The organism is Acidovorax sp. DMC1 (assembly GCF_056314325.1).
This window is the reverse complement of the sequence record NZ_JBQUYO010000003.1, coordinates 38636-63343: the sequence shown is the minus strand read 5'-3', so window position 1 is coordinate 63343 and position 24708 is coordinate 38636. Positions and strand designations below refer to the sequence as shown.

General features: G+C 66.6%; 26 protein-coding genes and 1 pseudogene. 21 read left to right on the top strand and 6 right to left on the bottom strand.

The annotated features are described in order from the left end of the window. The first annotated feature begins 17 nt into the window (after positions 1–17). The 6 genes from ACT531_RS07675 (at position 18) to ACT531_RS07650 (ending at position 5479) form a co-directional block, all read left to right on the top strand. Entirely contained in the window at positions 18–707 is a 690-nt protein-coding gene (locus ACT531_RS07675; protein WP_476017328.1) for a class II aldolase/adducin family protein, read from the top strand. Between the two features lie 56 nt (positions 708–763). Further along, positions 764–1831, top strand: a complete 1068-nt coding sequence (locus ACT531_RS07670) for an alpha/beta fold hydrolase (RefSeq protein WP_476017041.1) — start codon at positions 764–766, stop codon at positions 1829–1831. 23 nt (positions 1832–1854) lie between these two features. After that, positions 1855–2652 carry a 2-oxo-tetronate isomerase gene (otnI, locus tag ACT531_RS07665; RefSeq protein WP_476017040.1) on the top strand — a complete coding sequence of 266 codons (798 nt, stop codon included), beginning with the start codon at positions 1855–1857 and terminating at the stop codon, positions 2650–2652. 364 nt (positions 2653–3016) lie between these two features. Further along, positions 3017–4045 carry an ABC transporter substrate-binding protein gene (locus ACT531_RS07660; RefSeq protein WP_476017039.1) on the top strand — a complete coding sequence of 343 codons (1029 nt, stop codon included), beginning with the start codon at positions 3017–3019 and terminating at the stop codon, positions 4043–4045. A gap of 13 nt (positions 4046–4058) precedes the next feature. After that, positions 4059–5066 carry an isopenicillin N synthase family dioxygenase gene (locus ACT531_RS07655; protein ID WP_476017038.1) on the top strand — a complete coding sequence of 336 codons (1008 nt, stop codon included), beginning with the start codon at positions 4059–4061 and terminating at the stop codon, positions 5064–5066. After that, positions 5063–5479 carry a VOC family protein gene (locus ACT531_RS07650; protein WP_476017037.1) on the top strand — a complete coding sequence of 139 codons (417 nt, stop codon included), beginning with the start codon at positions 5063–5065 and terminating at the stop codon, positions 5477–5479. Before ACT531_RS07655 ends, ACT531_RS07650 begins: the two co-directional genes overlap by 4 nt. Positions 5480–5571: 92 nt before the next feature. Here ACT531_RS07650 and ACT531_RS07645 read toward each other — a convergent pair whose 3' ends face one another. After that, positions 5572–6567 (bottom strand): isopenicillin N synthase family dioxygenase, encoded by a 996-nt coding sequence (locus tag ACT531_RS07645; protein WP_476017036.1) that lies wholly within the window; start codon positions 6565–6567, stop codon positions 5572–5574. A 450-nt stretch (positions 6568–7017) separates the two neighbouring features. On the opposite strand from ACT531_RS07645, the gene ACT531_RS07640 reads away from it, so the two are divergent. The 12 genes from ACT531_RS07640 to ACT531_RS07585 all read left to right on the top strand — a co-directional run bounded on the left by ACT531_RS07640 (position 7018) and on the right by ACT531_RS07585 (position 17400). Further along, a complete protein-coding gene (locus ACT531_RS07640; protein WP_369750496.1) occupies positions 7018–7533 on the top strand; it encodes a nucleoside deaminase in 516 nt (171 codons plus the stop codon). 73 nt (positions 7534–7606) lie between these two features. Continuing rightward, entirely contained in the window at positions 7607–8263 is a 657-nt protein-coding gene (locus tag ACT531_RS07635; protein ID WP_476017035.1) for a TetR family transcriptional regulator C-terminal domain-containing protein, read from the top strand. Between the two features lie 190 nt (positions 8264–8453). Further along, the gene (locus ACT531_RS07630; RefSeq protein ID WP_476017034.1) at positions 8454–8756 is read left to right on the top strand and encodes a 2Fe-2S iron-sulfur cluster-binding protein; all 303 of its coding nucleotides are present in this window, start codon (positions 8454–8456) and stop codon (positions 8754–8756) included. A 32-nt stretch (positions 8757–8788) separates the two neighbouring features. Further along, positions 8789–9376, top strand: a complete 588-nt coding sequence (locus ACT531_RS07625) for an NAD(P)H-dependent oxidoreductase (RefSeq protein WP_044398955.1) — start codon at positions 8789–8791, stop codon at positions 9374–9376. A gap of 23 nt (positions 9377–9399) precedes the next feature. Next, on the top strand, positions 9400–10719 hold the full coding sequence (locus ACT531_RS07620; protein WP_476017033.1) for an amidohydrolase family protein: 1320 nt from the start codon (positions 9400–9402) through the stop codon (positions 10717–10719). Beyond that, the gene (locus ACT531_RS07615; RefSeq protein ID WP_476017032.1) at positions 10716–11180 is read left to right on the top strand and encodes a RidA family protein; all 465 of its coding nucleotides are present in this window, start codon (positions 10716–10718) and stop codon (positions 11178–11180) included. The genes ACT531_RS07620 and ACT531_RS07615 overlap by 4 nt, the downstream gene beginning before the upstream one ends. Positions 11181–11211: 31 nt before the next feature. Then, positions 11212–12075, top strand: a complete 864-nt coding sequence (locus tag ACT531_RS07610) for a creatininase family protein (RefSeq protein ID WP_108498306.1) — start codon at positions 11212–11214, stop codon at positions 12073–12075. Positions 12076–12161: 86 nt separating this feature from the next. Beyond that, positions 12162–13160, top strand: a complete 999-nt coding sequence (locus ACT531_RS07605) for an ABC transporter substrate-binding protein (protein ID WP_476017031.1) — start codon at positions 12162–12164, stop codon at positions 13158–13160. A gap of 72 nt (positions 13161–13232) precedes the next feature. Then, positions 13233–14075 (top strand): ABC transporter ATP-binding protein, encoded by an 843-nt coding sequence (locus tag ACT531_RS07600; RefSeq protein WP_476017030.1) that lies wholly within the window; start codon positions 13233–13235, stop codon positions 14073–14075. Next, on the top strand, positions 14072–14992 hold the full coding sequence (locus ACT531_RS07595) for an ABC transporter permease (protein ID WP_476017029.1): 921 nt from the start codon (positions 14072–14074) through the stop codon (positions 14990–14992). The genes ACT531_RS07600 and ACT531_RS07595 overlap by 4 nt, the downstream gene beginning before the upstream one ends. A 93-nt stretch (positions 14993–15085) precedes the next feature. Beyond that, entirely contained in the window at positions 15086–16471 is a 1386-nt protein-coding gene (locus ACT531_RS07590) for an FAD-binding oxidoreductase (RefSeq protein ID WP_476017028.1), read from the top strand. Between the two features lie 92 nt (positions 16472–16563). Beyond that, positions 16564–17400, top strand: a complete 837-nt coding sequence (locus ACT531_RS07585) for an urease accessory protein UreD (protein WP_476017027.1) — start codon at positions 16564–16566, stop codon at positions 17398–17400. Positions 17401–17429: 29 nt separating this feature from the next. Here the strand turns inward: ACT531_RS07585 and ACT531_RS07580 are convergent, their stop codons facing one another. Both ACT531_RS07580 and alaC read right to left on the bottom strand, forming a co-directional pair. Further along, positions 17430–17942, bottom strand: a complete 513-nt coding sequence (locus ACT531_RS07580) for a GAF domain-containing protein (RefSeq protein ID WP_056060666.1) — start codon at positions 17940–17942, stop codon at positions 17430–17432. An 83-nt stretch (positions 17943–18025) separates the two neighbouring features. Beyond that, positions 18026–19252, bottom strand: a complete 1227-nt coding sequence (gene alaC / locus ACT531_RS07575; protein ID WP_288851485.1) for an alanine transaminase — start codon at positions 19250–19252, stop codon at positions 18026–18028. A 175-nt stretch (positions 19253–19427) separates the two neighbouring features. On the opposite strand from alaC, the gene ACT531_RS07570 reads away from it, so the two are divergent. Next, on the top strand, positions 19428–20174 hold the full coding sequence (locus tag ACT531_RS07570; RefSeq protein ID WP_476017026.1) for a haloacid dehalogenase type II: 747 nt from the start codon (positions 19428–19430) through the stop codon (positions 20172–20174). A 28-nt stretch (positions 20175–20202) separates the two neighbouring features. Here the strand turns inward: ACT531_RS07570 and ACT531_RS07565 are convergent, their stop codons facing one another. Together ACT531_RS07565 and ACT531_RS07560 are read right to left on the bottom strand one after the other, a co-directional pair. After that, positions 20203–21285 carry an adenylate/guanylate cyclase domain-containing protein gene (locus ACT531_RS07565; RefSeq protein ID WP_056060658.1) on the bottom strand — a complete coding sequence of 361 codons (1083 nt, stop codon included), beginning with the start codon at positions 21283–21285 and terminating at the stop codon, positions 20203–20205. Positions 21286–21610: 325 nt separating this feature from the next. Beyond that, positions 21611–22399: a metallophosphoesterase family protein gene (locus ACT531_RS07560; protein ID WP_476017025.1), complete on the bottom strand. Its 789-nt coding sequence runs from the start codon at positions 22397–22399 to the stop codon at positions 21611–21613. 197 nt (positions 22400–22596) lie between these two features. On the opposite strand from ACT531_RS07560, the gene ACT531_RS07555 reads away from it, so the two are divergent. Further along, positions 22597–23214, top strand: a complete 618-nt coding sequence (locus ACT531_RS07555) for a hypothetical protein (RefSeq protein WP_353937047.1) — start codon at positions 22597–22599, stop codon at positions 23212–23214. Here the strand turns inward: ACT531_RS07555 and ACT531_RS07550 are convergent. Next, positions 23208–23534 (bottom strand): annotated as a pseudogene (locus ACT531_RS07550) (diacylglycerol kinase family protein); the annotation flags it as partial. The gene ACT531_RS07555 and the pseudogene ACT531_RS07550 sit on opposite strands and share 7 nt — an antisense overlap. 312 nt (positions 23535–23846) lie before the next feature. Here ACT531_RS07550 and ACT531_RS07545 point away from each other — a divergent pair. After that, positions 23847–24698 carry a phosphatase PAP2 family protein gene (locus ACT531_RS07545; protein WP_476017024.1) on the top strand — a complete coding sequence of 284 codons (852 nt, stop codon included), beginning with the start codon at positions 23847–23849 and terminating at the stop codon, positions 24696–24698. Positions 24699–24708 lie beyond the last annotated feature (10 nt).

Below are 24708 nucleotides of genomic sequence, written 5' to 3'. Positions count from 1 at the left end.
CCTCTACCCCCGCCTTCATGGATGAGTGCCAGGCCCGCGACGAAATCTGCCGCGTGGGCCGCAGCCTGTTTGAGCGGGGCTATGTACACGCCACCGCAGGCAACATCAGCGTGCGCCTGGCCGATGGTTACCTCATCACACCCACCGACGCCTGCCTGGGCACGCTGCAGCCCGAGCGGCTGGCGCGCCTGGACGCCCAGGGCCAGCAGGTGGCAGGCGACCGGGCCAGCAAGACCATTGCGCTGCACCGGCAGATTTACGAGGCATCGGCATCGACAGCAGCCCCCGCGCGCTGCGTGATCCACACGCACAGCACGCACCTGGTGGGCTACTCGCTGCAAGCCGACACCGCTGCAGGTGGCCAGCTGGCGCCCGATGCGCAATTGCTGCCCCCCATCACGCCCTACTTCGTCATGAAGGTGGGCCGCGTGCCGCACATCCCCTACCACCGCCCGGGTGATGCCGCAGCGGCAGCACTGGTGGCGCGAACCATCACCCGCTATGCCGCACAGGGCAGCCCTGTGCGCGCCGTGATGCTGGCGCGCCTGGGGCCCAACGTGTGGCACGACACGCCCGCCGCCGCCATGGCCGTGCTGGAAGAGCTGGAAGAAACCGCGCGCTTATGGATGCTGTGCCAGCCCCGCCCTGCGCCACTGACTGAGCCCCAGATCGAGGAGCTGCGCCAGAGCTTTGGTGCCCACTGGTAACGGACGGGCTGTGCCCATGGCGCGGGGATGAAAGAACACATACAAGGAGACAAACCATGACCCTTTCTTTCTGGCGCAAAGCCTTTGCTCCCATGCTGCTGGGCGTGCTGGCCACTGGCGGTGCATCGGCTGCGGACTACCCCGCCCCCAAGCACGGCGAGTGGGTCGTCAAGGATTTCCGCTTCCACACCGGCCAGACCCTGCCCGAACTCAAGCTGGCCTACTCCACCGTGGGTGATCCCACAGGCGAGCCGGTACTGGTGCTGCATGGCACCAATGGCTCGGCAGAGAGCATGCTCACGCCCGGCTTTGCAGGCACGCTGTTTGGCCCCGGCCAGCCGCTGGATGCGCGCAAGTACTTCATCATCCTGCCGGACGCCATCGGCACCGGCCGCTCCAGCAAGCCGTCTGACGGCCTGCGCGCTGCCTTTCCGGCCTACAACTATGACGACATGGTGCAGGCCCAGTACCGCCTGGTGACCGAGCACCTGGGCGTGCGCCATGTGCGCGCCATCATCGGCAACTCCATGGGCGGCATGCACACCTGGGTGTGGGCCCAGCGCTATCCCGACTTCATGGACATCGCCGTGCCCATGGCCTCGCTGCCCGCTGCCATGTCGGGCCGCAACTGGATGATGCGCCGCCTGCTGGTGGATGCCATCCGCAACGACCCCGAATGGCAGGGCGGCAACTACACCCGCCAGCCCCGCAGCCTGCAGTTCGCGTCGGTGTTCTTTGGCACGGGCACCAACGGGGGTCACCAGGGCCTGCAAAAGCTGGCCCCCAATCGCGCTGCGGCCGATGCGCTGGTGGAGCAACGCCTCAAAGCCCCTTTCCGTGGCGATGCCAACGACCACATCTACCAGTGGGAGGCATCACGCGACTACGACCCCGAGCCCGGGCTGGAACGCATCACCGCGCGCGTGCTGGCCATCAATTCGGCAGACGATGAGCGCAACCCACCCGAGCTGGGCGTGCTGGACAAAGCCATCGCCCGCATCCCGCACGCACAGGCCTACGTGATCCCTGCCAGCGCCGACACCCTCGGCCACAGCACGGTGGGCCTGGCGCGCTTTTACCAAGACCGGCTGGCACAGGTGCTCACCAGCGCACCGCGCCGCTGATCTTCTCTTTTCAGGAACATTTCATGCCCCGCTTTGCCGCCAACCTGTCCATGCTCTACAACGACGTGGACTTTCTCGACCGCTTTGCCGCCGCTGCCCGCGATGGGTTTAAGGCGGTGGAGTACCTCTTTCCCTACGCCTACCCGGCGCAAGAACTGGCCACACGCCTGCAAGCCAACGGCCTGCAGCAAGTGCTGTTCAACGCCCCGCCCGGCAACTGGGACGCTGGCGAGCGCGGGCTGGCCTGCCTGCCCGGGCGTGAGGCCGAGTTCCGCGAAGGCATTGCCAAGGCGGTTGAATACGCCCAGGCGCTGCAATGCCCCCGCATCCACGTGATGGCCGGGCTGGTGCCCCAAGGGGCAGACGCCGCCGCCGTGCGCGCCACCTACATCGCCAACGTGCGCTACGCCGCCGAGCAGGCCGCGCCCCATGGCATCCAGATCCTGCTGGAGCCCATCAACGGCCGCGACATGCCTGGCTTCTTCCTGAGCCGCCAGGACCAAGCCCATGGACTGATCGCCGAGATCGGTGCCGCCAATGTGAAGGTGCAGATGGACCTGTATCACTGCCAGATCGTGGAAGGCGACCTGGCCATGAAGGTGCGCCAGTACCTGCCCACCGGCAACGTCGGCCACTTCCAGATTGCCGGTGTGCCCGAGCGCCACGAACCCGATGTGGGCGAGATCAACTACACCTACCTGTTCAAGCTGCTGGATAGCATGGGCTACGACGGCTGGATTGGCTGCGAATACCGCCCCGCGCGTGGCGCTGCCGCCCACGCCACCAGCGACGGGCTGGGCTGGCTCAAGCCCTGGCTGTAAAAACCTACCCCGCACCACAGTTGCCGCTGCACGCCTGACGCTGGTGCAGGGCGCACCATGGTGTGGCGCGCAAGGGTGTTCGGGTATAGCCCACACGATGGGATCGCATGGCACAGATCCTGCAAATACGCCGAAGCCAAGAGTAGAAGCGTTCAGCGGCCACCGCCCGGAAATTGCTCTTGAAGCATGCAATGGACTGACGCCACCACGGGCGCGCAGGACTGTGCGTCTTCAGGAGGCCGCTGCCCCCACCTTGCAGCCCCAGCGCCCTGTCGGTTGATTGCATGCACCCCGTCCGGAGGGGTGTGAAGCCTGGCTTTTCACTCCCCCGTGGTTATCCGCCAACGACCAGGAGTGCTCCACCATGCAACGCCGTTCCCTCATCCGCGCCACCGGCGCCGCCGCCCTTCTGTCTGCCACACCGTTTGTGCGCGCCCAGGGCAATCTGCAGAAGTTCAAGTTCAACCTGGGCTGGAAGATCGAGGCCTCGGGCGCAGGCTTTTTGTTGGCGCAGCAGCGGGGCTATTACAAGGATGCGGGCCTCGATGTCACCATCGACACCGGCAACGGGTCTGCCTCGGCCATCAGCCTGGTGGCGGGCGGTGCGTATGACGTGGCATCGGCCGACCTCTCGACCATGATCGAGTTCAACACCGCCAATCCGCAGTCCAGGCTGGCAGCGGTCGCCATCCAGTACGACCTGAACCCCAACTCGGTCATGGTACGCAAGGACGGCGCCATCAAGAAGCCCGCCGACCTGGCGGGCAAGACCATCCTGGGCCAGCCCTTCAACGCTTCGCGCAAGCTCTTTCCCGCCTTTGCCAAGGCACAGGGCTTTGATGGCAGCGGCGTGAAATGGGAAAACGTGGCACCCGACATCGGCGACACACGCTTCGTCAAAGGCGATTTCGACGCGGCGGCGTACTTCTTCTTCACCGGTCTGCTCAACCTGAAGGCGCGCGGCCTGACGCCGGATCAGATCACGGTGTTTCGCTTCTCGGACTACGGCCTCAAGTCCTACGGCAACGGGCTGATCGCCAACGCCAAGAGCATGCAGGACAACCCGGATGCCATGAAGGCCTTCGTCAAGGCCACCACGCGCGGCTGGGTCGATGCGATTGCCGACCCGCGCGCCGGCGCTGCCGCCATCAAGGCCCGCGAGCCCTTGGCCCATGAAGAGATCGAGTTCGAACGCCTGCAGCTCATCGTGGACGGCACCATGAAGACCGCTGAGACACGCACCAACGGCTGGGGCGCTGCCACCCCTGCGCGCCTGCAGGCCACCATCGATGAGACCGTGGCCGCCTTCGGCCTCAAGAGCAGCCTGGCGGTGGCCGACATCTGGACCGACCGCTTCCTGCCCCCGGCCGCCGACCGCAAGCTCAAAGCCTGACCCGGGGAAATCCATGGGCATCCCCCTCATCGACCTCAGCGGCGCCCTGCAGCCGGGCGCACCGCGCAGCCCTGCCGTAATGGCCGTGGCCGCCCAACTACGCCAGGCCTGCATGGGCGCAGGGTTCTTCTACGTGCGCCACCACGGCGTGCCGCAGGACGTCATTGCGCGCCAGTTTGCCTTGGCGCAGCAGTTCTTCGACCTGCCACTCGCATCCAAAGAAGCCATCTCGCTGCACCACTCCCCCGCCATGCGGGGCTACGAAAGCCTGGGCGGGCAGACCCTGGACGCCAGCGCACGGCCAGACCTCAAGGAGAGCTTTTACTGCGGGCTGGACTACGCTGCCGAACATCCGTACGTGCAGCGCGGCTACCACTCCTACGGCAGCAACCAATGGCCAGAGGGGTTGCCCGAGCTGGCCACCCAAAGCCGCACCTACATCGCCGCCATGCGGCAACTGGCCCTGCGGCTGATGCAGCTGCTGGCTCTCTCGCTCGACCTGCCCGAGGACTACTTCGACCACACACACCAGAGCCCCATGCTCACGTTGCGGCTGCTGCGCTACCCACCCCATCCTGAAAACGCCGAAGCACTCACCTTTGGCGCGGGCGAGCACACGGACTGGGGCGCCATCACCCTGCTGGCCCAGGACCACCATGGCGGGCTGGAGGTGAAGCTGCCCACCGGCGAATGGGTGGCCGCCACACCCATCGAGGGCGCGCTGGTGGTGAACCTGGGCGACATGATTCCGCGCTGGACCAACGGGCTGTACCGGTCCAACCCGCATCGCGTGCGCAACGTGCACAGCGGGGGCGCACCGCGCCACTCCATTCCTTTTTTCTACACGCCCGACTACGAGGCCCAGGTAGTCCCCGTCCCCACCTGTGTGCCTGCCGGTGAGTCGCCGCGCTTTGCACCCTGCACCGTGGGCGAGCACTTGCAGGCCATGTACCGCAAGACCTACGGCCTGGGTCAGACCACCACATCCACCACCCCGGCCAGCGCAGAGGTGATGGCATGAGGCTCTGGTTCAACCTGCTGTGCCAGGACATCGAGGCACAACTGCAGTTCTATCAAGCCCTGCTGCAGTTGCCCGAGGCGCCGGGGACGCGCTCGGCCATCTACCGGGCGGTGGAGACCGAGCACTTCCAGCTCGGCATTAACGCCCCCGAGGCCTATGCCCTACTGGGCCTGGCTGACCGGCAGCCCGGTGCCACCTTGCCGTCACCACGCAGCGTGACAGGCTACGCCACCTTCATGCTGGACATGCCAGATGCCGTGGACGCTGCCAGCGAGAAGACAAAAGCTCTGGGCGGGCAGATCATCAAGCCACCCTACGCCACCTATTACGGCCAATGGCAGGCTGTGCTGGCGGACCCGGAAGACAACGTGTTCCGGGTGAGCGCTGTGGGCGTGCCCCGCAACGTTGTTTGAGCCGCCCCTACCCGGCCAAACTATCGACGGCGGTGCCCGCCAAAGCATGAGCGGGGTGAACCAACGCCCACCCCTGAGCCATCCATCGCGCCTCAATAGGCCTTGAAGTTGGCCGCCACCCGCTGGTTCAGGTAGTCGCCAGCGGCAATCGCGGGGTACTTCTTGCCCGGCCCTTCGATGATGGCATCGCGGTTGGCCTGGGCAAAGAAGGCGATGCTGTAACGCGGCCCCATGTACTCGCCGGGCAGCGGGTTCTTCACGCGGTGGAAGTTGCTGGGCAACTGGTCGTCGCTCCAGCGCATCAGCATGTCGCCGATGTTGCAGGTGATGGCCTGCTCGTCGGGCTCCACCGAGGTCCAGGCTTGGGTGTCCATCTCCTTGCCCGGGCACACCTGCAAGCCGCCCTGACCCTGGCGCTGAAAGAGCAGGGTCAGGCAATCAAAGTCGGTATGCGCCCCGGCGCGCCACAGACCCAGGTGGGCTTGCTGCTCGGGCGGGGTCGCAAAGTAGTGCAGCAGGCGCAAGGTGCTTTGGTAGCTGGCCTGCGCAGGGTCGTGCGCGCGGGCAAAGAAGGCTTCGTCAAACCCCAGCTTCCACGCAAAGCACGACAGCACCTGCATGGCCACCTGCCAGCACTGGCCTTCGAAGGCGAGCATGGTGGCCTGAAAGCCCGCCAGCTCCTCGTCGGTGGGCCACAGGCCCGCCATGTGTGGGCAGGTGATCTGGTACGACTCCTTCTGGTCTGGTGTGCCGGTGGAGGGGCGCACCTGCGCGCGGCTCTCCCAGCCCACATTCAGCGCTTTCTTGAGCGGGTACTGCGCCTTCACGGCATCCGGCAGCGCAAAGAAGCGCTCGGTCATTGCAAAGGCGTTGTGCACCTCGGCCAGGTCAATGCCGTGGTTCACGATCTGGAAAAAGCCGACATCGACGGCGGCGTCCCACAGTTGGTCGGCAATCTCGATCTTGCGCTGCGCAAAGTCGCTGAGGTCGATGCGGCGGATCTCGCGGCTCGCGGTTTCCGAGCCCATCGCGCCCATGCGCGTTTCTTTTTGCAGCTCGGCGAGGTCGTAGGTGGCGGTGGTGGTCATGCAGTTCTCCTGAAGGCAAGTGGAAGGAAGAAAGGCCCTCCCGCTGGGTGCTTCAAGAGTGGGTGACACCGCCTGCGGCGGCCGTCCTTTCAACCCTTGAAGCCACGATGTGTCAACGCACACCGCTGTGTGCACAGCGGGCTTCAAGAGCAATTTCCGACTGGCATCGCCCCGTGCCGGATCACACAGGGGGCAACGCAGTGAACGCTTCTACTCTTGCCAAAACCGATGCAAGAAGAATGCCCACGGCGCCTTGCTTGTGTGTCACGCAGGCTGCGAGCACTTGTGTACAGCGCATCAAAAGCCATGCATACATGTCACTGATTGTGATTGGCATGCCAAATGCATAGCGCCCTGCACCACAACGGCGGGCGTGCAGACAGTCCGGCGTTGCACAACGACAGCCACCCACCCACCATCGACGGAGACACCTACACCATGCACGCGCTCATGTCTGCACCCCCAGCCAGCTTTGACGACCCCACCCCCATCAACGACACGGACGGCACCTACCTGCGCCAGGCCATCGCGTGGTCGTGCACGGCCCGCGCGCGCGGCAACCGCCCGTTTGGTGCGGTGGTCATCAGTGCCGAAGGGCGCCTGCTGGCCGAGGCTTACTGCAACACCACCGAGACCGGCGACTGCACCGGCCACGCCGAGACCAATGCCGTGCGCCAGCTCAGTCCGCGCGTGGGGCGCGATGCCCTGGCCAAGGCCACGCTGTATTCGTCGGCCGAGCCCTGCGTGATGTGTGCGGGCGCCATCTTCTGGTCCGGCATCGGGCGCGTGGTGTTTGGCATTGACGCCGAGCGCCTGCGCGTGTTCCGGGGCGAGCGAGCCGAGCAGCGCGACGCCGAGCTGTCGTGCCGCGACGTGTTTGCCGCGTCGCCCCACGCTATCGAATGCATCGGCCCGGCGCTGGTCGAAGAAGCCAGCGCACCCCATATCGGGTTCTGGAAAGTCTGACCCGTTGCTGCGCGGGCAGAATCTGCAGCGCACACTCTGCCATCGCCCGTCCCCCATGCCTCGCACCAAAGCCATGACCGAATCCGAAGCCGAAGCCGCCTCCGGCGCGCTGCTCAGCCGCGCCAAACAGGGCCGTGAACGCATCCTGGGCGCCATCCGCGAAGCGGCCATTGCCGAGTTCAGCCGCCACGGGTTCAAAGGGGCATCCACCAAGGCCATTGCCGAGCGCGCGGGCCTGACCAAGCCCCAGCTGCACTACTACATCAGCAGCAAGGAAGAGCTGTATGAAGAGCTGCTGTACTCGGTGCTCAACGGCTGGTCGGGGGCCTTCATTTTTGACAGCAACAGCGACGATCCCAAGAAGGTGTTGAGCAGCTACGTGCGCAAGAAGCTCGACTACGCGCTGGACAACCCGGGCCTGTCGCGCATCTTCACCACCGAGGTGCTGGGCGGTGGGCGCAACCTGGGCAAATACTGGCCCGTGGCCGTCAAGTCCACCCAGCAGAAGGTGGACCTCATCAACCGCTGGATCGCCGAAGGCCGCATGCGCGCCGTCAACCCCACACTGCTGCTCATGCAGATCTGGGGCATGACGCAGCACTACGCCGACTACGGCGTGCAGGTGCACATCATGCTGGGCCTGGCGCCCGATGAACCCATCGACCGCGAGCCCATCGTGCACGAACTCACCAGCTTTGTGCTGCTGGGCTGCGGCCTCGCACCAGACTAAAGCCCCATGCCCATTTCTGGGCATGGTCTGCGCGCCAGAGGGCCTGCGGGGCGTGATGCGCACCAGCAAGCGGCGCAAATCGGTCGCAACAAGGCCACGTTGATCCACCACAAAGACGTTTGACCGCTTTTTGTGGCTGGCACAGCCTTTGCAATAGTTTGACCAATCGATCAAATCACATGGTCAAACAATGCAGACAGCCCCTGACACCGCCGACGCCGCCCGCACAGAACACACGTTCGAGCTGATTCTGCAGCGCAGCCAGATGCGCTTGCCCGTCGCCCCCGGCGAGAGCATGGCCGATGTGCTGCAGCTCGCTGGCGTACCGCTGGAAACCCTGTGCGAGCAGGGCGTGTGCGGCACCTGCGTGACCCGCTGGCTGGACGGCGAACCCGACCACCGCGACAGCTGCCTGAGCGCTGCAGAGCAAGCCACCCACGTCGCCGTGTGCTGCGCGCGCAGCCACAGCGCCACGCTCACGCTGGACCTGTAGGCCCATCCCCCACAACCCGAAGGACCCCCGCCATGCGCATCCTCGTGATCTATTGCCACCCGGTAGAGACCAGCTACAACGCAGCCCTGCACACCGAGGTGGTGCAGCAGCTGCGCGGCGCGGGCCATGAGGTGGACGACTGCGACCTGTACGCCGAGGGCTTCAACCCCGTGATGACCCGCGAGGAGCGCCTGGGCTACCACGAGGTGCCCAGCAACCAGTTGCCCGTGCAGGGCTATGTGGACCGCCTGCTCTGGGCCGAAGCCGTGGTCTTCTGCTTTCCCACCTGGTGCTTTGGCATGCCGGCGATGCTCAAAGGTTTTTTTGACCGCGTGCTCATGCCCGGCGTGGCCTTTGACATCAGCGATCCGCACAACGTCAAGCCCTCGCTCACGCACATCAAGCGCATCTCAGCCGTGGTCACTTACGGGCGCCCCCGCTGGACGGCCCTGTTCATGGGCGACCCGCCGCGCAAGTCCATCACCCGCTACATGCGCCTGCTCACGGGCGGCAAGGCGCGGGTGGACTACCACGCCTACTACCACATGAACGTGGCCACACCGCCCCGGCTGGCGGCCTTCAAGGCCCGCGTGGGCCAGGCCATGGCGCGCTTTGCATAAGACAACGTTCTAAGGGCCACGGCATGCACGCATCCAACACCCCCGACCACATCCTGCGCGCCCGGTTGCCGCGCTGGCTGCTGCCCTCCGCGTGGCCGCAGCAGGGCCACCAGCCCGCACTGGCCGATCTGCGCCTGGCCCAGGGCCGCATCGTGCAAGTGCTGCCCCACGGCACCCAGCCTGCGCTACACGGCGCTGTGTGGGACGTGGCAGGCGCGCTGGTGCTGCCCGGCCTGGTCGATGCGCACACCCACCTGGACAAGGCCTTCACCCTGCCGCGCATGGGAGAGGTCAAACCCGGCCTGCTGGGCGCCATCGAGGCCATGATGGTGGATCGCCAGGGCTGGACCGAAGCCGACATCCACGCCCGCGCCAGCCGCGCGCTGCAATGGGCCTACGACGCAGGCACCGTCCACCTGCGCACCCACTGCGACTGGTGGGAGCCCGACGCGCAGCCGCTGGCCTGGAACGTGTTGCACGCACTGGCCCACGACTGGGCCGACCGCATCACGCTGGAGCGCGTAAGCCTGATCCCCTTGCATCTGTATAAGGACCGCAGCGCCGCCATGCAGCTTGCCGCCACCGTGGCCGCCAGCGGCCCTGGTGCCTTGCTGGGCGGCTTTGTGCATTCCACCAACTGGGACCCGCAGGCGCTGCGCCACCTGTTCGAAGCCGCACAACACCACGGCCTGAACGTGGACCTGCATGTGGACGAAGAACTGCACCCCGGCGCCCAGGGCTTGGCGACCACGGCCGCACTGCTCAAGGAGCTGGGTTTCGAAGGCCATGTGGTCTGCGGCCACACCTGCGCGCTGGCCGCACAGGACGAGGCCACGGCCCTCGCCACGCTCGATGCCGTGGCACAAAGCCCCATCACCCTGGTCACGCTGCCCATCACCAACCTGCTGCTGCAGGACGCCACCACCGGCCGCACGCCGCGCCAGCGTGGTCTGACGCTGGTGAAGGAGGCCCGTGCACGCGGCATCCCGGTGCTGGTCGCCAGCGACAACGTGCAAGACCCGTTCTGCCCCGTGGGCAGCTTTGACCCGCTGGAAGCCCTGGCCACGGGTGTGCTGGCTGCGCAGCTGGATGCACCTTTCGACCAATGGAGCGAATCGCTGTGCCGCGCCGACTGGCTGTGCACCGGCCGCACTGGCACCACGGCGCTGCCGCTGCAGCCTGGCACGGTGGCTGACCTGCTGGTCTTCACGCAGGCTGACCACTGGGGCTTTCCATCGCGCGCACAAAGCCGTGTGGTGCTGCGCCAGGGCCGCGTCGCCAGCGGCCATGCACCGGCTGCCTGGCATGTGCCAACCACCCAATCCACAAGGAGCCTCGCATGAGCCCCACATCTGCGCCAGGTATCGCCCAGCCCCTGGCCCGCTACGCCGCATGGCGCCGCGCAGGCGACTTCATCTACCTGAGCGGGATCATTGCCGTGGACCCTGCCGCCAGCCGCATCGTGCGTGGCTACGACGACATCCCGCATGAGGCCGCCACGCTGATTGGCCGCACGGGCGAGTTCAGCAGCGACATCAAGGAGGGCCCCATCCTCGCGCAGAGCTGGTACGTGCTCGACCGCATCCGCCTGACCATCGAGGCCGCAGGCGGCCAGATGTCCGACGTGTTCAAGCTGGTGCAGTACTTCAAGAACCTGGACCACTTCCCGCAGTACAGCCGCGTGCGCAAGCTGTTCTTCCCCGGCGAGCCCCCCGCATCCACCGTAGTGGAAGTGAGCGGCATGTTGCCCACGCCCGACATCCTGATCGAGGTCGAAGCCACGGCCTATCTGCCACAGCGCTGATACACCCCCAACACCTTCACGAAAGTCTTTCATGCTGCACGGCTACAACCCGCCCCACCGCTACCTGCCTTACCTGAGCTGGACCGAGATCGCCGACCTGCCCGACAAGGAAAACACCGTCATCGTGCTGCCCACGGGCGCCACCGAGCAGCACGGCCCGCACCTGCCCTGTGCGGTGGACACGGTGATCAGCGCGGGTGTGGTGGGCCATGCGCTGGCGCGCCTGCCGGCCGATGTGCCTGCGTTCGCGATGGCGCCCATCACCTACGGCAAGTCCGAAGAGCACCTGCACTTTCCCGGCACCGTCACGCTCAGCGGCGAGACCCTGCTGGCCACCATGAACGAGGTGGGCGAGTCGGTGTACCGCGCGGGCTTTCGCAAGCTGCTGTTCGTCAACGGCCACGGCGGCCAGCCGCAGGTGATGGAGATGTGCGCACGCGAGTTGCGCCTGCGCCATGGCGACTTCATCGTCGTGCCCAGCTTCACCTGGCGTGTGCCGCATGTGGCGGGCAAGTTCCTCTCCGACAAGGAAAAACGCCTGGCCATGCACGCCGGTCATGCCGAAACCGCACTGATGCTGGCGCTGGCCCCCGACACCGTGCACATGGAGCGTGCGGTAGTCAACTACCCGCCCGTTTTTGACTCGCCCCTGCTCTCACCCGACGGCCGCCCGGCCTGCGCCTGGAGTGCACGCGACTTCGGCCCCAGCGGAATCATTGGCGACCCGCTGCCCGCCACGGCCGAACAAGGGCACGCCATCCTCGACTCGCTGGCCGTGAGCTGGGCCGCCGCCATTGCCGAGCTGCACAAGCTGCAGTGGGCACCGCGCGCTGAGCCCACCTGGGGCCGCGCCCATCACACCGGCCACGTGGAGCACTCCAGCGCACTGGCCTGAAACCTGCGAACGCCACCGCAAAACCTTTTCGCCTTCCCCTTCGTTGTCCCTTCGTTCCACCTCCACCACCCTACCGGAGTACCACCATGATGAAGACCGCCTCCCGCCTTTCCAAACTTGGTGCAGCCGCGCTGCTCGCTGTTGGTGCCGTCGGCACCATGCAGGCCCACGCGCAGGAAAAGTTCACCTACATGACCAACTGGTATGCGCAGGCCGAGCATGGCGGCTTCTACCAGGCGGTGGCTACGGGCCTGTACAAAAAGTACGGGCTGGATGTGACCATCAAGATGGGCGGCCCGCAGGTCAACATCGTGCAGATGATGGCCGCCGGCCAGGCCGAATGCGTGATGGGGTCGAGCGACCTGCAGATGATCCAGATGCGTGAAGGCGGCGTGCCCGTAGTCAATGTGGCGGCCGTGTTCCAGAAGGACCCGCAGGTGCTCATCGCGCACGAGGACGTGAAGAAATTCGAAGACCTCAAGGGCAAGACCATCCTGATCGCGTCGTCGGCCCAGCGCGGCTACTGGCCCTGGCTCAAGGCCAAGTACGGCTTCACCGATTCGCAGACCCGCCCCTACACCTTCAACATCCAGCCCTTTGTCGCTGACAAGAACTCCGCCCAGCAGGGTTACCTGACATCCGAGCCGTTTGCGATTGCCAAGGCGGGCGTCAAGGCCAACACGCTGATGTTCAGCGACCAGGGCTACCCAGCGTATGCCACCACCATCTCGTGCATGGAAAAGACGGTGAAGGACCGCAGCGCCGCCGTAGCCTCGTTCGTGAAGGCGTCGATGGAAGGCTGGAAGAGCTACCTGGCCGACCCGGCCCCCGCCAACGCGCTCATCAAGAAAGACAACCCCAACATGACTGACGAGCAGCTCGCCTACAGCGTGGCCAAGCTCAAGGAAATGGGCATGGCGACCGGGGGCGACGCAGCCACCATGGGCATCGGCATCATGACCGACGCGCGCGCCAAGGCCAGCTACGACTTCCTGGTGGACGCCAAGCTCATCGACCCCGCCAAGGTCAAGCTGACCGAGACCTACACCACCGCCTTCGTCAAAGACCTCAAGGTTCTGCCCTGAGCCCTGACAGCCCTGAAACAGCGGCCGGTGCGCAGCCCTCCCACGCCCGGCCGCATCCATCGAAAGGCGACCATGACATCCCCCGCTGAATCTCCACCGCTGGCACACGCCCAGGCACCGGTGCACCATTCCACGCCCGCCGTGGAGGTGCTCTCCGCCGAAAAAACCTACCCCAACGGCACGCAGGCCCTTCTGCCGGTGGACCTGACCATTGAGGAAGGCGAGTTCGTCACCCTGCTCGGCCCCTCGGGCTGCGGCAAGAGCACGCTGCTGAAAATGGTGGCGGGGCTGCTGGAGCCCACCGACGGCCGCCTGCACCTGTGGCGCAAGCCCGTGGCGCAGCTGGAAGAGAGCGGCAAGAAGATGGCGTTTGTCTTCCAGTCGCCCACGCTCATGCCCTGGGCCAGTGTGCAGACCAATGTGCGCCTTCCGCTGGACCTGGCGGGCGTGCCTCGCGCCGAAGCCGATGCGCGCGTGACCGAAGCGCTGGCACTGGTGGGCTTGTCCAAGTTTGCCAACGCCCTGCCTCGTGCGCTGTCGGGCGGCATGCAGATGCGCGTATCGATCGCGCGCGGCCTGGTCACCCAGCCCGACCTGCTGCTGATGGACGAGCCCTTTGGCGCACTCGACGAAATCACGCGCCACAAGCTCGACGCCGACCTCCTGGATCTGTGGCGCAAGAAGAAGCTCACCGTGATCTTTGTGACTCACTCGATCCACGAGGCGGTGTTCCTCTCCAGCCGCGTGGTCATGATGGCCGCGCGCCCGGGCCGCGTGGTCGAAGAGTTCCGCATCGATGCGCCCTACCCCCGCACGGCCGACTTCATGGTCTCGCCCGAATTCAGCCGCTACGCCAAGCTGCTGCAAGACAGCCTGCTGCGCGCCAGCGTGGACACCGAGGAGACCGTGGCATGAGCACCCCTTTCCCTTCCGCACCCATGGCGTCGCCCGTGGTCACCGCCCACCCCGCAGCCGCCCCGCGCTCAGCGCCTGCACCAGTCGCTGCCAAACCTGCCGCCAAGGCCACACCCAAACGCCCGCCGCTCATGGCCCAACCCCGCGTGCAGCGCGTGGTCTACCCCGTGCTGGTCGGCCTGGTGCTGATCGCGCTCTGGCAGGGGCTGGTCACGGCCATGGAGCTACCGCCCTACCTGGTGCCCTCACCCATCCTGATGATGAAGACGCTGTTCACCGACTGGGCCGCCCTGGGCGGCTCGCTGTGGGTCACCGTCAAGATCACGGTGCTGGCCTTTGTGGTGGCCACGGTGGCGGGCGTGCTGATCTCGTTCCTGTTTGTCCAGAGCAAACGCATCGAGACCGCGCTCTTCCCCTACGCCGTGCTGCTGCAGGTCACGCCCATCGTGGCCGTGGCACCACTCATCATCATCTGGGTCAAGGACCCGACGGCATCGATGGTGATCTGCGCCGCACTGGTCGCCCTGTTCCCCATCATCAGCAACACCACGCTGGGCCTGCGCAGCGTGGAGCCTGACTTGCAAAGCTACTTTCAGCTCAACCGCGCCACGCGGCTGCAGACGCTGTTGCGCCTGCGCATCCCCAGCGCGCTCCCCTACTTCTTTGGCGGGCTGCGCATCTCCAGCGGCCTGGCGCTCATCGGCGCCGTGGTGGCGGAGTTTGTGGCGGGCACCGGGGGCCAGGGTGCGGGGCTGGCGTACCAGATCTTGCAGGCGGGATTTCAGCTCAACATCCCGCGCATGTTTGCTGCACTGCTGCTGATTTCGCTCACCGGTGTCGCGCTGTTCGTGCTGATGGCATGGCTCACGCGACTGGCGCTGGGCGGCTGGCACGCCTCCGAAAACTCGCAGGACTGAACCCACCACTTCCGACACCACACCGCGCATGACCTTCAGATTGCGCGGTGCAGGCCCCCCTTTGCCCCCAAACGGCCTCTAGGAGATAACGACATGACCACCACCGCCCACCAACTGCCCGACCTGCTGCCCGACCTCGACTGGATTGCCGACCCGCTGCGCGTGGGCCGCCTCTCGCAGGACTTCGCCTGGTTCAGCCCCGTGCTCAAGCGCGATCTGGCGGGCAAGCGCGGCGACATTGCCGTGCGCCCGCGCACCGAAGCAGAAATCCGCCAAGTGGTGGCCGCCTGCGCCAGTGCGGGCATTCCGCTCACCGTGCGCGGCAGCGGTACCGGCAACTATGGCCAGAGCACACCGCTGCACGGCGGCGTGATCCTGGACCTGTCGGGCTACAACGCGTTTGGCTGGGTGCGCGGCGGCGTGGGCCGCGCGCAATCGGGCATCCGGCTGGCAGACTTTGATGCGCAGTCCAAGCCCCAGGGGCAAGAGCTGCGCTGGCTGCCCAGCACCTACCGCAGCGCCACGCTGGGGGGGCTGTTCGGCGGCGGCTTTGGCGGTGCGGGCTCCATCAACCACGGCCCGCTGGCCGCGCCCGGCAACGTACTGGCCGTGCGCGCCATGACGGTGGAACCCGAGCCCCAAATCATCGAGCTGCGAGGCCCCGAGGCCATGCTGCTGCACCACACCTACGGCACCAACGGCATCGTGCTGGAGCTGGAGGTAGCGCTGACCCCTGCCGTGGCATGGACCGAATGCATCGCCACCTTCGGGCAGTTTGACGCCGCGCTGGAGTTTGCCGACCGCTTTGGCAGCGCGCCCGGGCTGGAGAAAAAAGAGGTGTGTTTTCTGGCCGCGCCCATCCCGCAGTACTTCACCAGTCTGGCAGAGCACCTGCCTGCCGACCAGCACGCGGTGCTGCTGCTGGTGGCCCCGCACTCCGAGGCCGGCATGCGCGACATGGTGGCCCAGCACGGCGGCCAGGTCACCTACCGCAAGACGGCCGACGAAGTGGCCAGCAGCCACAAGACGCTGCTCGAATACACCTGGAACCACACCACCCTGCACGCCCTCAAGGTGGACAAGGGCCTGACCTACATCCAGAGCGGCTTCAACCCCGTGCACCGCCTCAAGCAGGTGAAGGCGCTGGAGGCCGCGCTGAAAGGCGAGGTGATGATGCATCTGGAGTTCTTGCGCACCAAGGAGGGCGCCTTCAACTGCAGCGGCCTGCAGATCATCCGCTACACCACCGAAGAGCGTCTGAACCAGATCATGCAGATCTACCGCGACCACGGCGTGCAGATCAACAACCCGCACGTGTACATCGTAGAAGACGGCAAGCAGAACAACCTGGACCCGGCCGTGGTGGGCATGAAGCGCCGCTTTGACCCCCAGGGCCTGCTCAACCCGGGCAAGCTGCGCAGCTGGTACACGGCCGAACCCACAGCCCCCGTGCAGACACCTGTACGCCAAACAGCGTAGAGAAAACGGGTGGCGCGTGTCGCACCCACGGGCCTCTACCGCTTGCCTGCAGGGCATAATCAGCTACTCATTTAGTAGCAAACCATCGAAACATGCCCTGGCACGCCCGCCTTCAGCTCGACTACACGGCAGAACACAACGCCCGCACGGTAGCCCGCTACGAGCACAACGGGCCGCTGCGCATCCTGCAAAGCCTGTACCCCGAGGGCGACGCCATCTGCCACAACGTGCTGGTGCACCCGCCCGGCGGCTTGGTGGGCGGCGACACGCTGGACATCACCGCCACCGTGGGCCCAGGCGCCCACGGCCTGGTCACCACGCCCGGCGCCACGCGCTTTTACCGCTCCACCGGCCCGCTGGCACTGCAGCGCAGCCACCTCACCCTGGCCGAAGGCGCGCGCCTGGAATGGCTGCCGCTGGAGGCCCTGTGCTACAGCGCCTGCCACGCTGAAAACCACCTCACGCTGAACCTGGCCCCCGGCGCAGAATGCATCGCCTGGGACGTGACCGCGCTGGGCCTGCCGCACGCGGGCCAGCCGTTTGAACAAGGCCGCTTCACCCAGCACCTGGAAGTGCCCGGCCTGTGGCTGGAGCGCGGCGTCGTCGACGCCGCCGATGACCGGCTGCTGAGCAGCCCCTTGGGCTTGGGGGGCCACCGCTGCATGGCCAGCATGTTCTTTGCCGCAGGCACCCCACTTGACCGGACGCGCCGCGACACCGCACTGGACGCGGCCCGTGCGGTGATGGATCAGCACCCCCTGGTCAAGGCCACCGCAGGCGCCACCAGCCCCAACGACCGCATGGTGGTGGTGCGCGTGCTGGCGCCGCAGGTGGAGCCCGCGATGAAACTGCTCAAGGCCGTGCGGGTGGCGTGGCGCCAGGCGATGTGGTCGCTGGAAGGGGAAGCACCCCGGATCTGGGCGATGTAAGGAGCCGATCAACACTGCCCTGCAGGAGGTCAGCGCTGCCCGGGATCCAGTGTGAGCCTGGAGGCCAGCAGGTCAGCTGTGTACCGCAGACGGCCGATGTCCACGTCGGCCTGCACGCCACGGCTGAAGCAGCACAACGTGCCATATATCTCCCCGCCCGAAAGCCGCACCGGCGTGCTCAGATGCGTGCCGATGGGAAAGCCGGGGTTGGGTGCCCGGCCCGCCACCACCAGGGGCCCGGCGTCCTTGATCGCTTCAGGCAAGCGCCCCTCGATCACCCACTGACACCAGCTTTCCTCCACGGGGTCCGATCTGCCCGGCTGCACTGCGGAAAAGTCTGCGGCGCTGTCCACCGCCTTAATGGTTCTGCGCCCCTCGGTGATCTGGGACACGAAGGCCACGTCCATGTTGAGGCGGGTGCGCAGCAGCTTCAGCACCTGCGGTACAGCCGCTGGCAGGTCGGGGTCGGCAGCGTCGCTGGTGGCCACCAGCAGTTCGGAAATGGTGACGTCGAGGTCGTCGGGGTTGTAGTCCAGAAACATGCGCCGCAGTCTACGCGGCGGCGCACGCCGATGCCGTAAGCAGTCGTTGCAACGGGTTTCAGCGCCGCCTTGCGGCGCCTTTCTCAGGCGGGTATCACCGGGGGCAGCTTCAACAACCCATCCGCCTTGAACATGGCACGAATCCCCCGCACCGCCTGCCGAATCCGCGCCTCGTTCTCGATCAGCGCAAACCGCACGTACTCGTCCCCCTGGTCGCCAAACCCAATGCCAGGCGACACACACACCTTGGCCTTGTCCAGCAACTGCCGCGCGAACTCCAGCGAACCCAGCGCGCGGTAGGGCTCGGGGATACGGGCCCAGATGTACATGCTGGCCTTTGGGCAGTCCACCGCCCAACCCGCTTCGATGAGCCCCTTGTAGAGCACGTCACGGCGGCGTTGGTACTGGGCAGCAATATCTTTCACGCACTGCTGGTCACCCTCCAGCGCGGCAATGGCGGCCACCTGCAGGGGCGTGAAGGTGCCGTAGTCGTGGTAGCTCTTGATGCGGGCCAGGGCAGACACCAGGTCGGGGTTGCCCACCATGAAGCCCACGCGCCAGCCAGCCATGTTGTAGCTTTTAGAGAGGGTGAAGAACTCCACCGCCACGTCCTTGGCGCCGGGCACTTCCATGATGCTGGGCGCGCGGTAGCCGTCGTACACGATGTCGGCATAGGCCAGGTCGTGCACCACCAGGATGTCGTGCTTCTTGGCCAGGGCGATCACGCGCTCGAAGAAACTCAGGTCCACGCACTGCGCCGTGGGATTACTCGGGAAGCCAAAGATCATCATCTTGGGCTTGGGGTAGCTGCCGCGAATGGCCTTTTCCAGCTCGGCAAAAAAGTCCACATCGGGCGCCACGGGCACGCTGCGGATGTCGGCACCGGCAATCACCGCACCGTAGATGTGGATGGGATAGCTCGGGTCAGGCACCAGCACGGTGTCGCCCCGGTCCAGCGTGGCCAGCATCAGGTGGGCCAGGCCCTCCTTGGAGCCGATGGTGACGATGGCCTCGGTATCGGGGTTGATGTCCACCGCATAGCGGTCTTTGTACCAGTGGCTGATGGCGCGGCGCAGGCGCGGGATGCCTTTGCTGGCGCTGTAGCCGTGGGTATCGGGCCGCTGGGCCACTTCGGTGAGCTTGGCGACGATGTGCGGTGGCGTGGCCCCGTCGGGGTTGCCCATGCTCATGTCGATGATGTCTTCGCCCCGGCGGCGGGCGGCGAGCTTGAGCTCGGCAGTGATGTTGAAGACGTAGGGAGGGAGGCGATCGATGCGCGCAAAACGGCGCTTGCCCTGCGATGCAGACATGCGGTGTGACTTTCACGTAAGCGCCCGGAACCGTCCGAGCGACGTGGCTGGCAGAAAGGCCAGCCCGCAGCCAATGTAGCGCAAGCTGCGGGTAGCGCTCCAGCCCTTTGTGCGCAGTGTGGCGGCAATGCCGCAGTGGGGACGAGGGCTGGCCGCCGCCATCTACGATGGGCGCATGAACACCCTCCCATCCACCAACCCCACTGCCCTGCCTGCCGACCATCCCTTTGCCCAGGTGCAGGTGCTGGCCTTCGACATCTTTGGCACCGTGGTGGACTGGCACGGCAGCATTGCGCGCGAGGTGCGGGCACTCTATCCCCAGGTGGATGCCGATGCGTTTGCACTGGCGTGGCGCGCGGGCTACCAGCCCGCCATGGCGCGGGTGATGCGCGGCGAACAGGGCTGGACGCTGATCGATGCCCTGCACCGGCAGATCCTGGACGAGATCCTTCCGCGCTTTGGGCTGGCACACCTGGGCGATGCCGAGCGCCACCACCTCAACCGCGCGTGGCACCGGCTCCGTGCCTGGCCCGACAGCGTGCAGGGGCTGACGCGGCTCAAGCAGCGCTACACCATCACCACGCTATCGAACGGCAACATCGGCCTGCTGGCCAACATGGCCAAGCGCGCCGGGTTGCCCTGGGACTGTGTGTTGAGCGCCGAGGTGTTCAAGGCCTACAAGCCGCATCCCGACACCTACCTGGGCGTGGCGCGGGTGTTTGACCTGCCACCACAGCAGGTGGCGCTGGTGGCGGCGCACCACGACGACCTGGCCGCTGCGCGGGGCTGTGGCCTGCGCACGGCGTACATCGAACGGCCACACGAGTTTGGCGTGGCACAGCCCAAGGATGTGTCGCCGCAGCCCGGCAATGACTTGCACGTCAAGGACCTGACCGATCTCGCCAGCCTGCTGGGATGCTGAACGGCCAGCGGTGCGGTGTGCGCGCGCGTCAGTGCGCCACCAGCAGCTGCACAAACATCTGTACCTTGGCGCGGCATTCGGCGCTGATGGAGGTGAACTCCAGCCCGGCCACCCATTCGTCGCCCTCTTGCTTGAGGGTGATGACCCGCGCATACACATCGGCCACGCGGTAGTCCACCAGCGGCAGCTCGAACTCCAGCTTGATCTCACTGTGGGGTTCCAGCGGCTCGATCAGCTCGACCAGCAGGCCGTGGTAGCCAATGTCGCGGATGGCACCGTGCACGATGTGGGGCACCACGATCTTGTCCTGCATGCGCTGGCACAGGCAGGGCAGGCGCGCGTCCACACGGTGGCTCCGGCGGAACTCCTGGCGGGGCACCTTGAGCTTGTGCGACGGGATGGCGATCAGCTCGCGCAGGCTGACGGGCTGCGTGCGCCCCTTGACGAACACCTGCATGGGCGCAGACGCCGACACCAGCCCCCAGCAGCGCTGGTAGGTGGAGTCGCTGATGAGCACCTGGCCCCGCAGGCTCAGCGCCTCAATCCGCGAAGCCAGGTTCACGGCCTCGCCGATCACCGTGTATTCGGAATACACATCCGAGCCAAAGCGCCCGGCCATCACCGTGCCCGTGTTCACGCCAATGCCCAGAAACACCTCCGGCAGGCGCTCGGTCAGGTGGGCCAGGTTCAGCTCGCGCATGGCGATCTGCATCTCCACCGCACACAGCAGCGCGCGGTCCACATCGTCGTCGCGGGCCACCGGGGCGCCGAACAGCACCATGATCGAGTCGCCCATGAATTTGTCGATGGTGCCCTGGTACTTGAACACCACCTCCGACAGCCGTGCCAGGCAGCGGTTGAGCGCCGCAATGACCACCGACGCAGGCTGTGAGCCCGACAGCGCAGTGAACCCGCGCAGGTCGGCAAGCAGGATGGTGACCTCGCGCGGCGCCACCTCCAGGCCATTGGCGGCAGCACCTTCGGGGTTTTCCATACCGTGCAGGATGCCCGCCATCTCGGCCTGCGCCGCCTCGCCCAGCGGCTTGCCGGTTTCGCGTTCGATCAGCGCCTGCAGGCGGCGCACAGCGTCGTGGTGGAATTCTTTGTGCATGGAGGTCTGGGGCGTGGAGCGGCCGGGTTTTTGTGGGTGGGGTAAGAACCTGCTCCAGATCTTGAACAGGTTCTAAAGGCAATGCCTGCCATTCACCACCCAGAATAGGCGCCGCCCCACGGCTGGTCAACCGGTGAAAACACCCCGGGCAAAGCAGCAACAGCGAGGTCAGCGGCACCTGCCCGCTATCAGCAAACCGGTGTGGGGCGTGCCAGCAGCGCCGCAGCGCTTCCCGGTAGAAAAATTCGATCTTTTTGGCTTGAAGCGCTACATCCATATGTATCAAATGCTATCAACAACATAGCAATTGATGCGTCTTCCGCCGTCACCTGGCAGCCACCCGGTCCACACACACAAACTCGCCCACCGCGCCGTCATAGTCCCACCGTGCCGCCACCCTCGCCTGGCCGTCTGGCGCGGCGCCCGATGCCTCGGTGCTGAGCACCACCAGGCTGTTGGGGCTGCCGTGCCGCAGGCGGTGCGACACCGCCGTGCCCGCGCTGCTGGCCCACAGCCCCGGTACCGGCTGCAACAGGCGCGGCTGGTGCACGTGGCCGGACAGCAGCATTTGCGCACCGGCAATGCGCCAGCGCTCCACGGCTTCGTCGGCGCGGTGGGGGCGGTGGTCATGGTCCTCGGCGTCGCGCGCCACCAGCGGGTGGTGGCTGGCCACAATGCGCCATGCACCCGGGGGTGCACGCGCCAGCAGCAGCGCCACATGCTCGATCTGGGCAGACGACAGGCTGCCGCGCTCGTGCCGCCAGGCACGGGTAGTGTTCACACCCACCACGTAGAACGCTCCCATCTGCCGTACAGGCTCCTGGTCCATGCCGAACTGTTCGGAGAACCTTTCGTACGAACGGCCCCAGCGCATCCACCACGCAAACAGGGGCAGGTCGTGGTTGCCCGCCAGCACCAGGGTGCTGCGCGCATGCAGGCCCTGCACAAACCGCGCGGCCTGCTCAAACTGCTCGGCCGTGGCGCGCTGCGTGAGGTCGCCCGACACCACCACCATGGCCACCCCCAGGCGTTGCGCCAGCCGCTGCACAGCAGCACACACCAACGGGTCGTGCGCACCGAAGTGCAAGTCCGACAGGTGCATCAAAACAGTCATGGCAGGTGGTCGCAGGCAGTGGGCTGGCGCACGGGGGGCACCATCATGCAGGCAGCAAGCCGGGGGCGGGGGTAGTGCCGGGCGCAGGCGTGTCGGTTGCGGAGGCTGCGAAAGCGGTCTCTTCTGGTGGTGGGGTCTGCGCTGCGCCATCGCGCACCAGCGGGCTCGGTGCCACCAGCCACAGCGGCCGCGCACTGATGCGGAAATGCAGGGGTGGAGCCATCCACTCCCGCTCGCCGTCAAACGCCACCTTGACCTGCGGGGGCCGCCAGCTGGCGGGCGCCACGGTCAGCTCGGCACACGCCATGCTGACCACCGCGTTGTCCTTGTCGAGCTGGCCGGTGGCCGCGTTCCACACAGTGCGGGCGATGGCCCAGCGCCCCTGGGGCTTGAGCATCACCACGGCCAAGTGCCCGCCGTCTGCCACCTTCTGCGCCTGCGGCAGGCCCATGCGGTCCAGCTGCAAGGGGTTATTGCCCACAAACAGGGTGGTGACCAGATGCTCCTCCTGCTGCGCCTCGGCGCCCTGGTGCGTCTTCATCACCACGCGCCAGCGGCGGCCCGATGCGGGACGAAACAGGCTCCACACCGCCGCCGCTATGGCCACCCAGCGCTTGCGGCCAAAGCGGCGCGATGCCATCTCGCGGTCGGCCAGCATCTTGGGGTACAGGCCCACGCTGGCGTTGACCACAAACATGCGGCGGTTCACAAACCCCACCTGCACCGGCCGCAGGTCCCCGGCATGCAGCGCCTGCAGCAGGTCCTGCACGGCGGTCTCGGGGTCCAGCGCCAGGCCGTGCTCGCGGCTGAAATAGTTGAAGGTGCCCATGGGCACCACCCCCAGCGGCACCCCGGCGCGCAGCGCGGCCGACGCCACCGCGTTGATGGTGCCGTCCCCCCCGGCGGCCACCACCAGTCCGCCATCATCCTGCGCGGCCTGGGCGGCTTGCTCGGCCAGCTGCACGATGTCGGCGCGCCGGTCAGGCACGTGCCACACCACGTCGTGCGCCTGCAGGGCAGGCACACCTTCGAGCTTGGCGCGCAGCAGGTCCAGGTCGGCACCTGGCCGCTGTGGCACCACCAGATGGATGGGGCCACGGGGCTGGGGAGGGAGGGTGTGTTCCAAAGGTGTCATTCAAAAACTCTGCAACAAACAAGAGCAACCCCACACCGCGCTGAGCCAATCGCAGCGACCGGGCGAGCCCGCAGGCCCACACCACACCATGAGCGCCAACAAGGATTGCAGGGCACTCCATGGTGACAAACGGCTGACCCCCGTGCAGCCGGTAGCCACGCCTACCCTTTGTCAGCCGGCTCCGACAGCGGCAGCGGCGATGCAATACACCCACCATGCAACGGGATGCTGGGAACTTCGGTACAACCCACGGCTTCTCTCCATGGGCCGCCCGCCCTGCGGGTGCATCCAAAGAAAGGACCCACTATCTCCATGACCACAACCTCCAGCGCTTTGGCCGCCAGCGACATCGGCGCCCTGCTGGCGCAACACCCCCTGGGCTGGTGGATGGCTGGCGTGCTGTCGTTTGCCCTGCTGGGTAGCGTCGCCTTGACCGGCTTGCGCCGCCTGCGACAACACGCAGGCGCCCCGCTGGGCCGCATGTTTCCAGCGCAAGCGCGCTGGGTGTTGGTGGCCGCCATGGCCGCATCGGCCTGCACGCTGGCTCTGGCAGGTGCCGCGCTCGCAGAGCTGGCCGAAAGCGGGCGCGCCCCGGGCACCTGGGGCACACTGGACGACGCACTGGCCGCAGGCCTGCAAGCACAGGCATCCGCCGCCGTGCTGCAATGGTTTGCCACCCTCACCCACCTGGGCGACACCTGGGTGCTGACCGCGCTGGCACTGGGCGTGGCCGCCCTGCTGTGGCTGCGCCGGCATCGCCTGCTGGCCACCGGCTGGCTGGTGGCCATGGCGGGCAACGGCGCGTTGACCAAGGTGCTGAAGCGTCTGTTCGAGCGCGTGCGGCCCGAGCACACGCACGGCATCGCCGAGGCCAGCGGCTACAGCTTTCCCAGTGGGCACAGCAGCGCATCGATGGTGGCCTACGCCATGCTGGCCTACCTGGCCACGCGGCTATTGCCCCGCGCCTGGCACCTGCCTGCGGTGGTGCTGGCCGGTGCGCTGATCTTCACCACCGGCTGGAGCCGTGTGGTGCTGCACGTGCATTACGCCAGTGATGTGCTGGCAGGCTGGCTGCTGGGCGGCACGTGGATGGTGTGCACGGTGCTGATCATGGAGAGCGTGTCGCGCTGGCGCGGCGCGGCGCCCCCGGCGACGCGCCGCTGAGCCGCCGCCC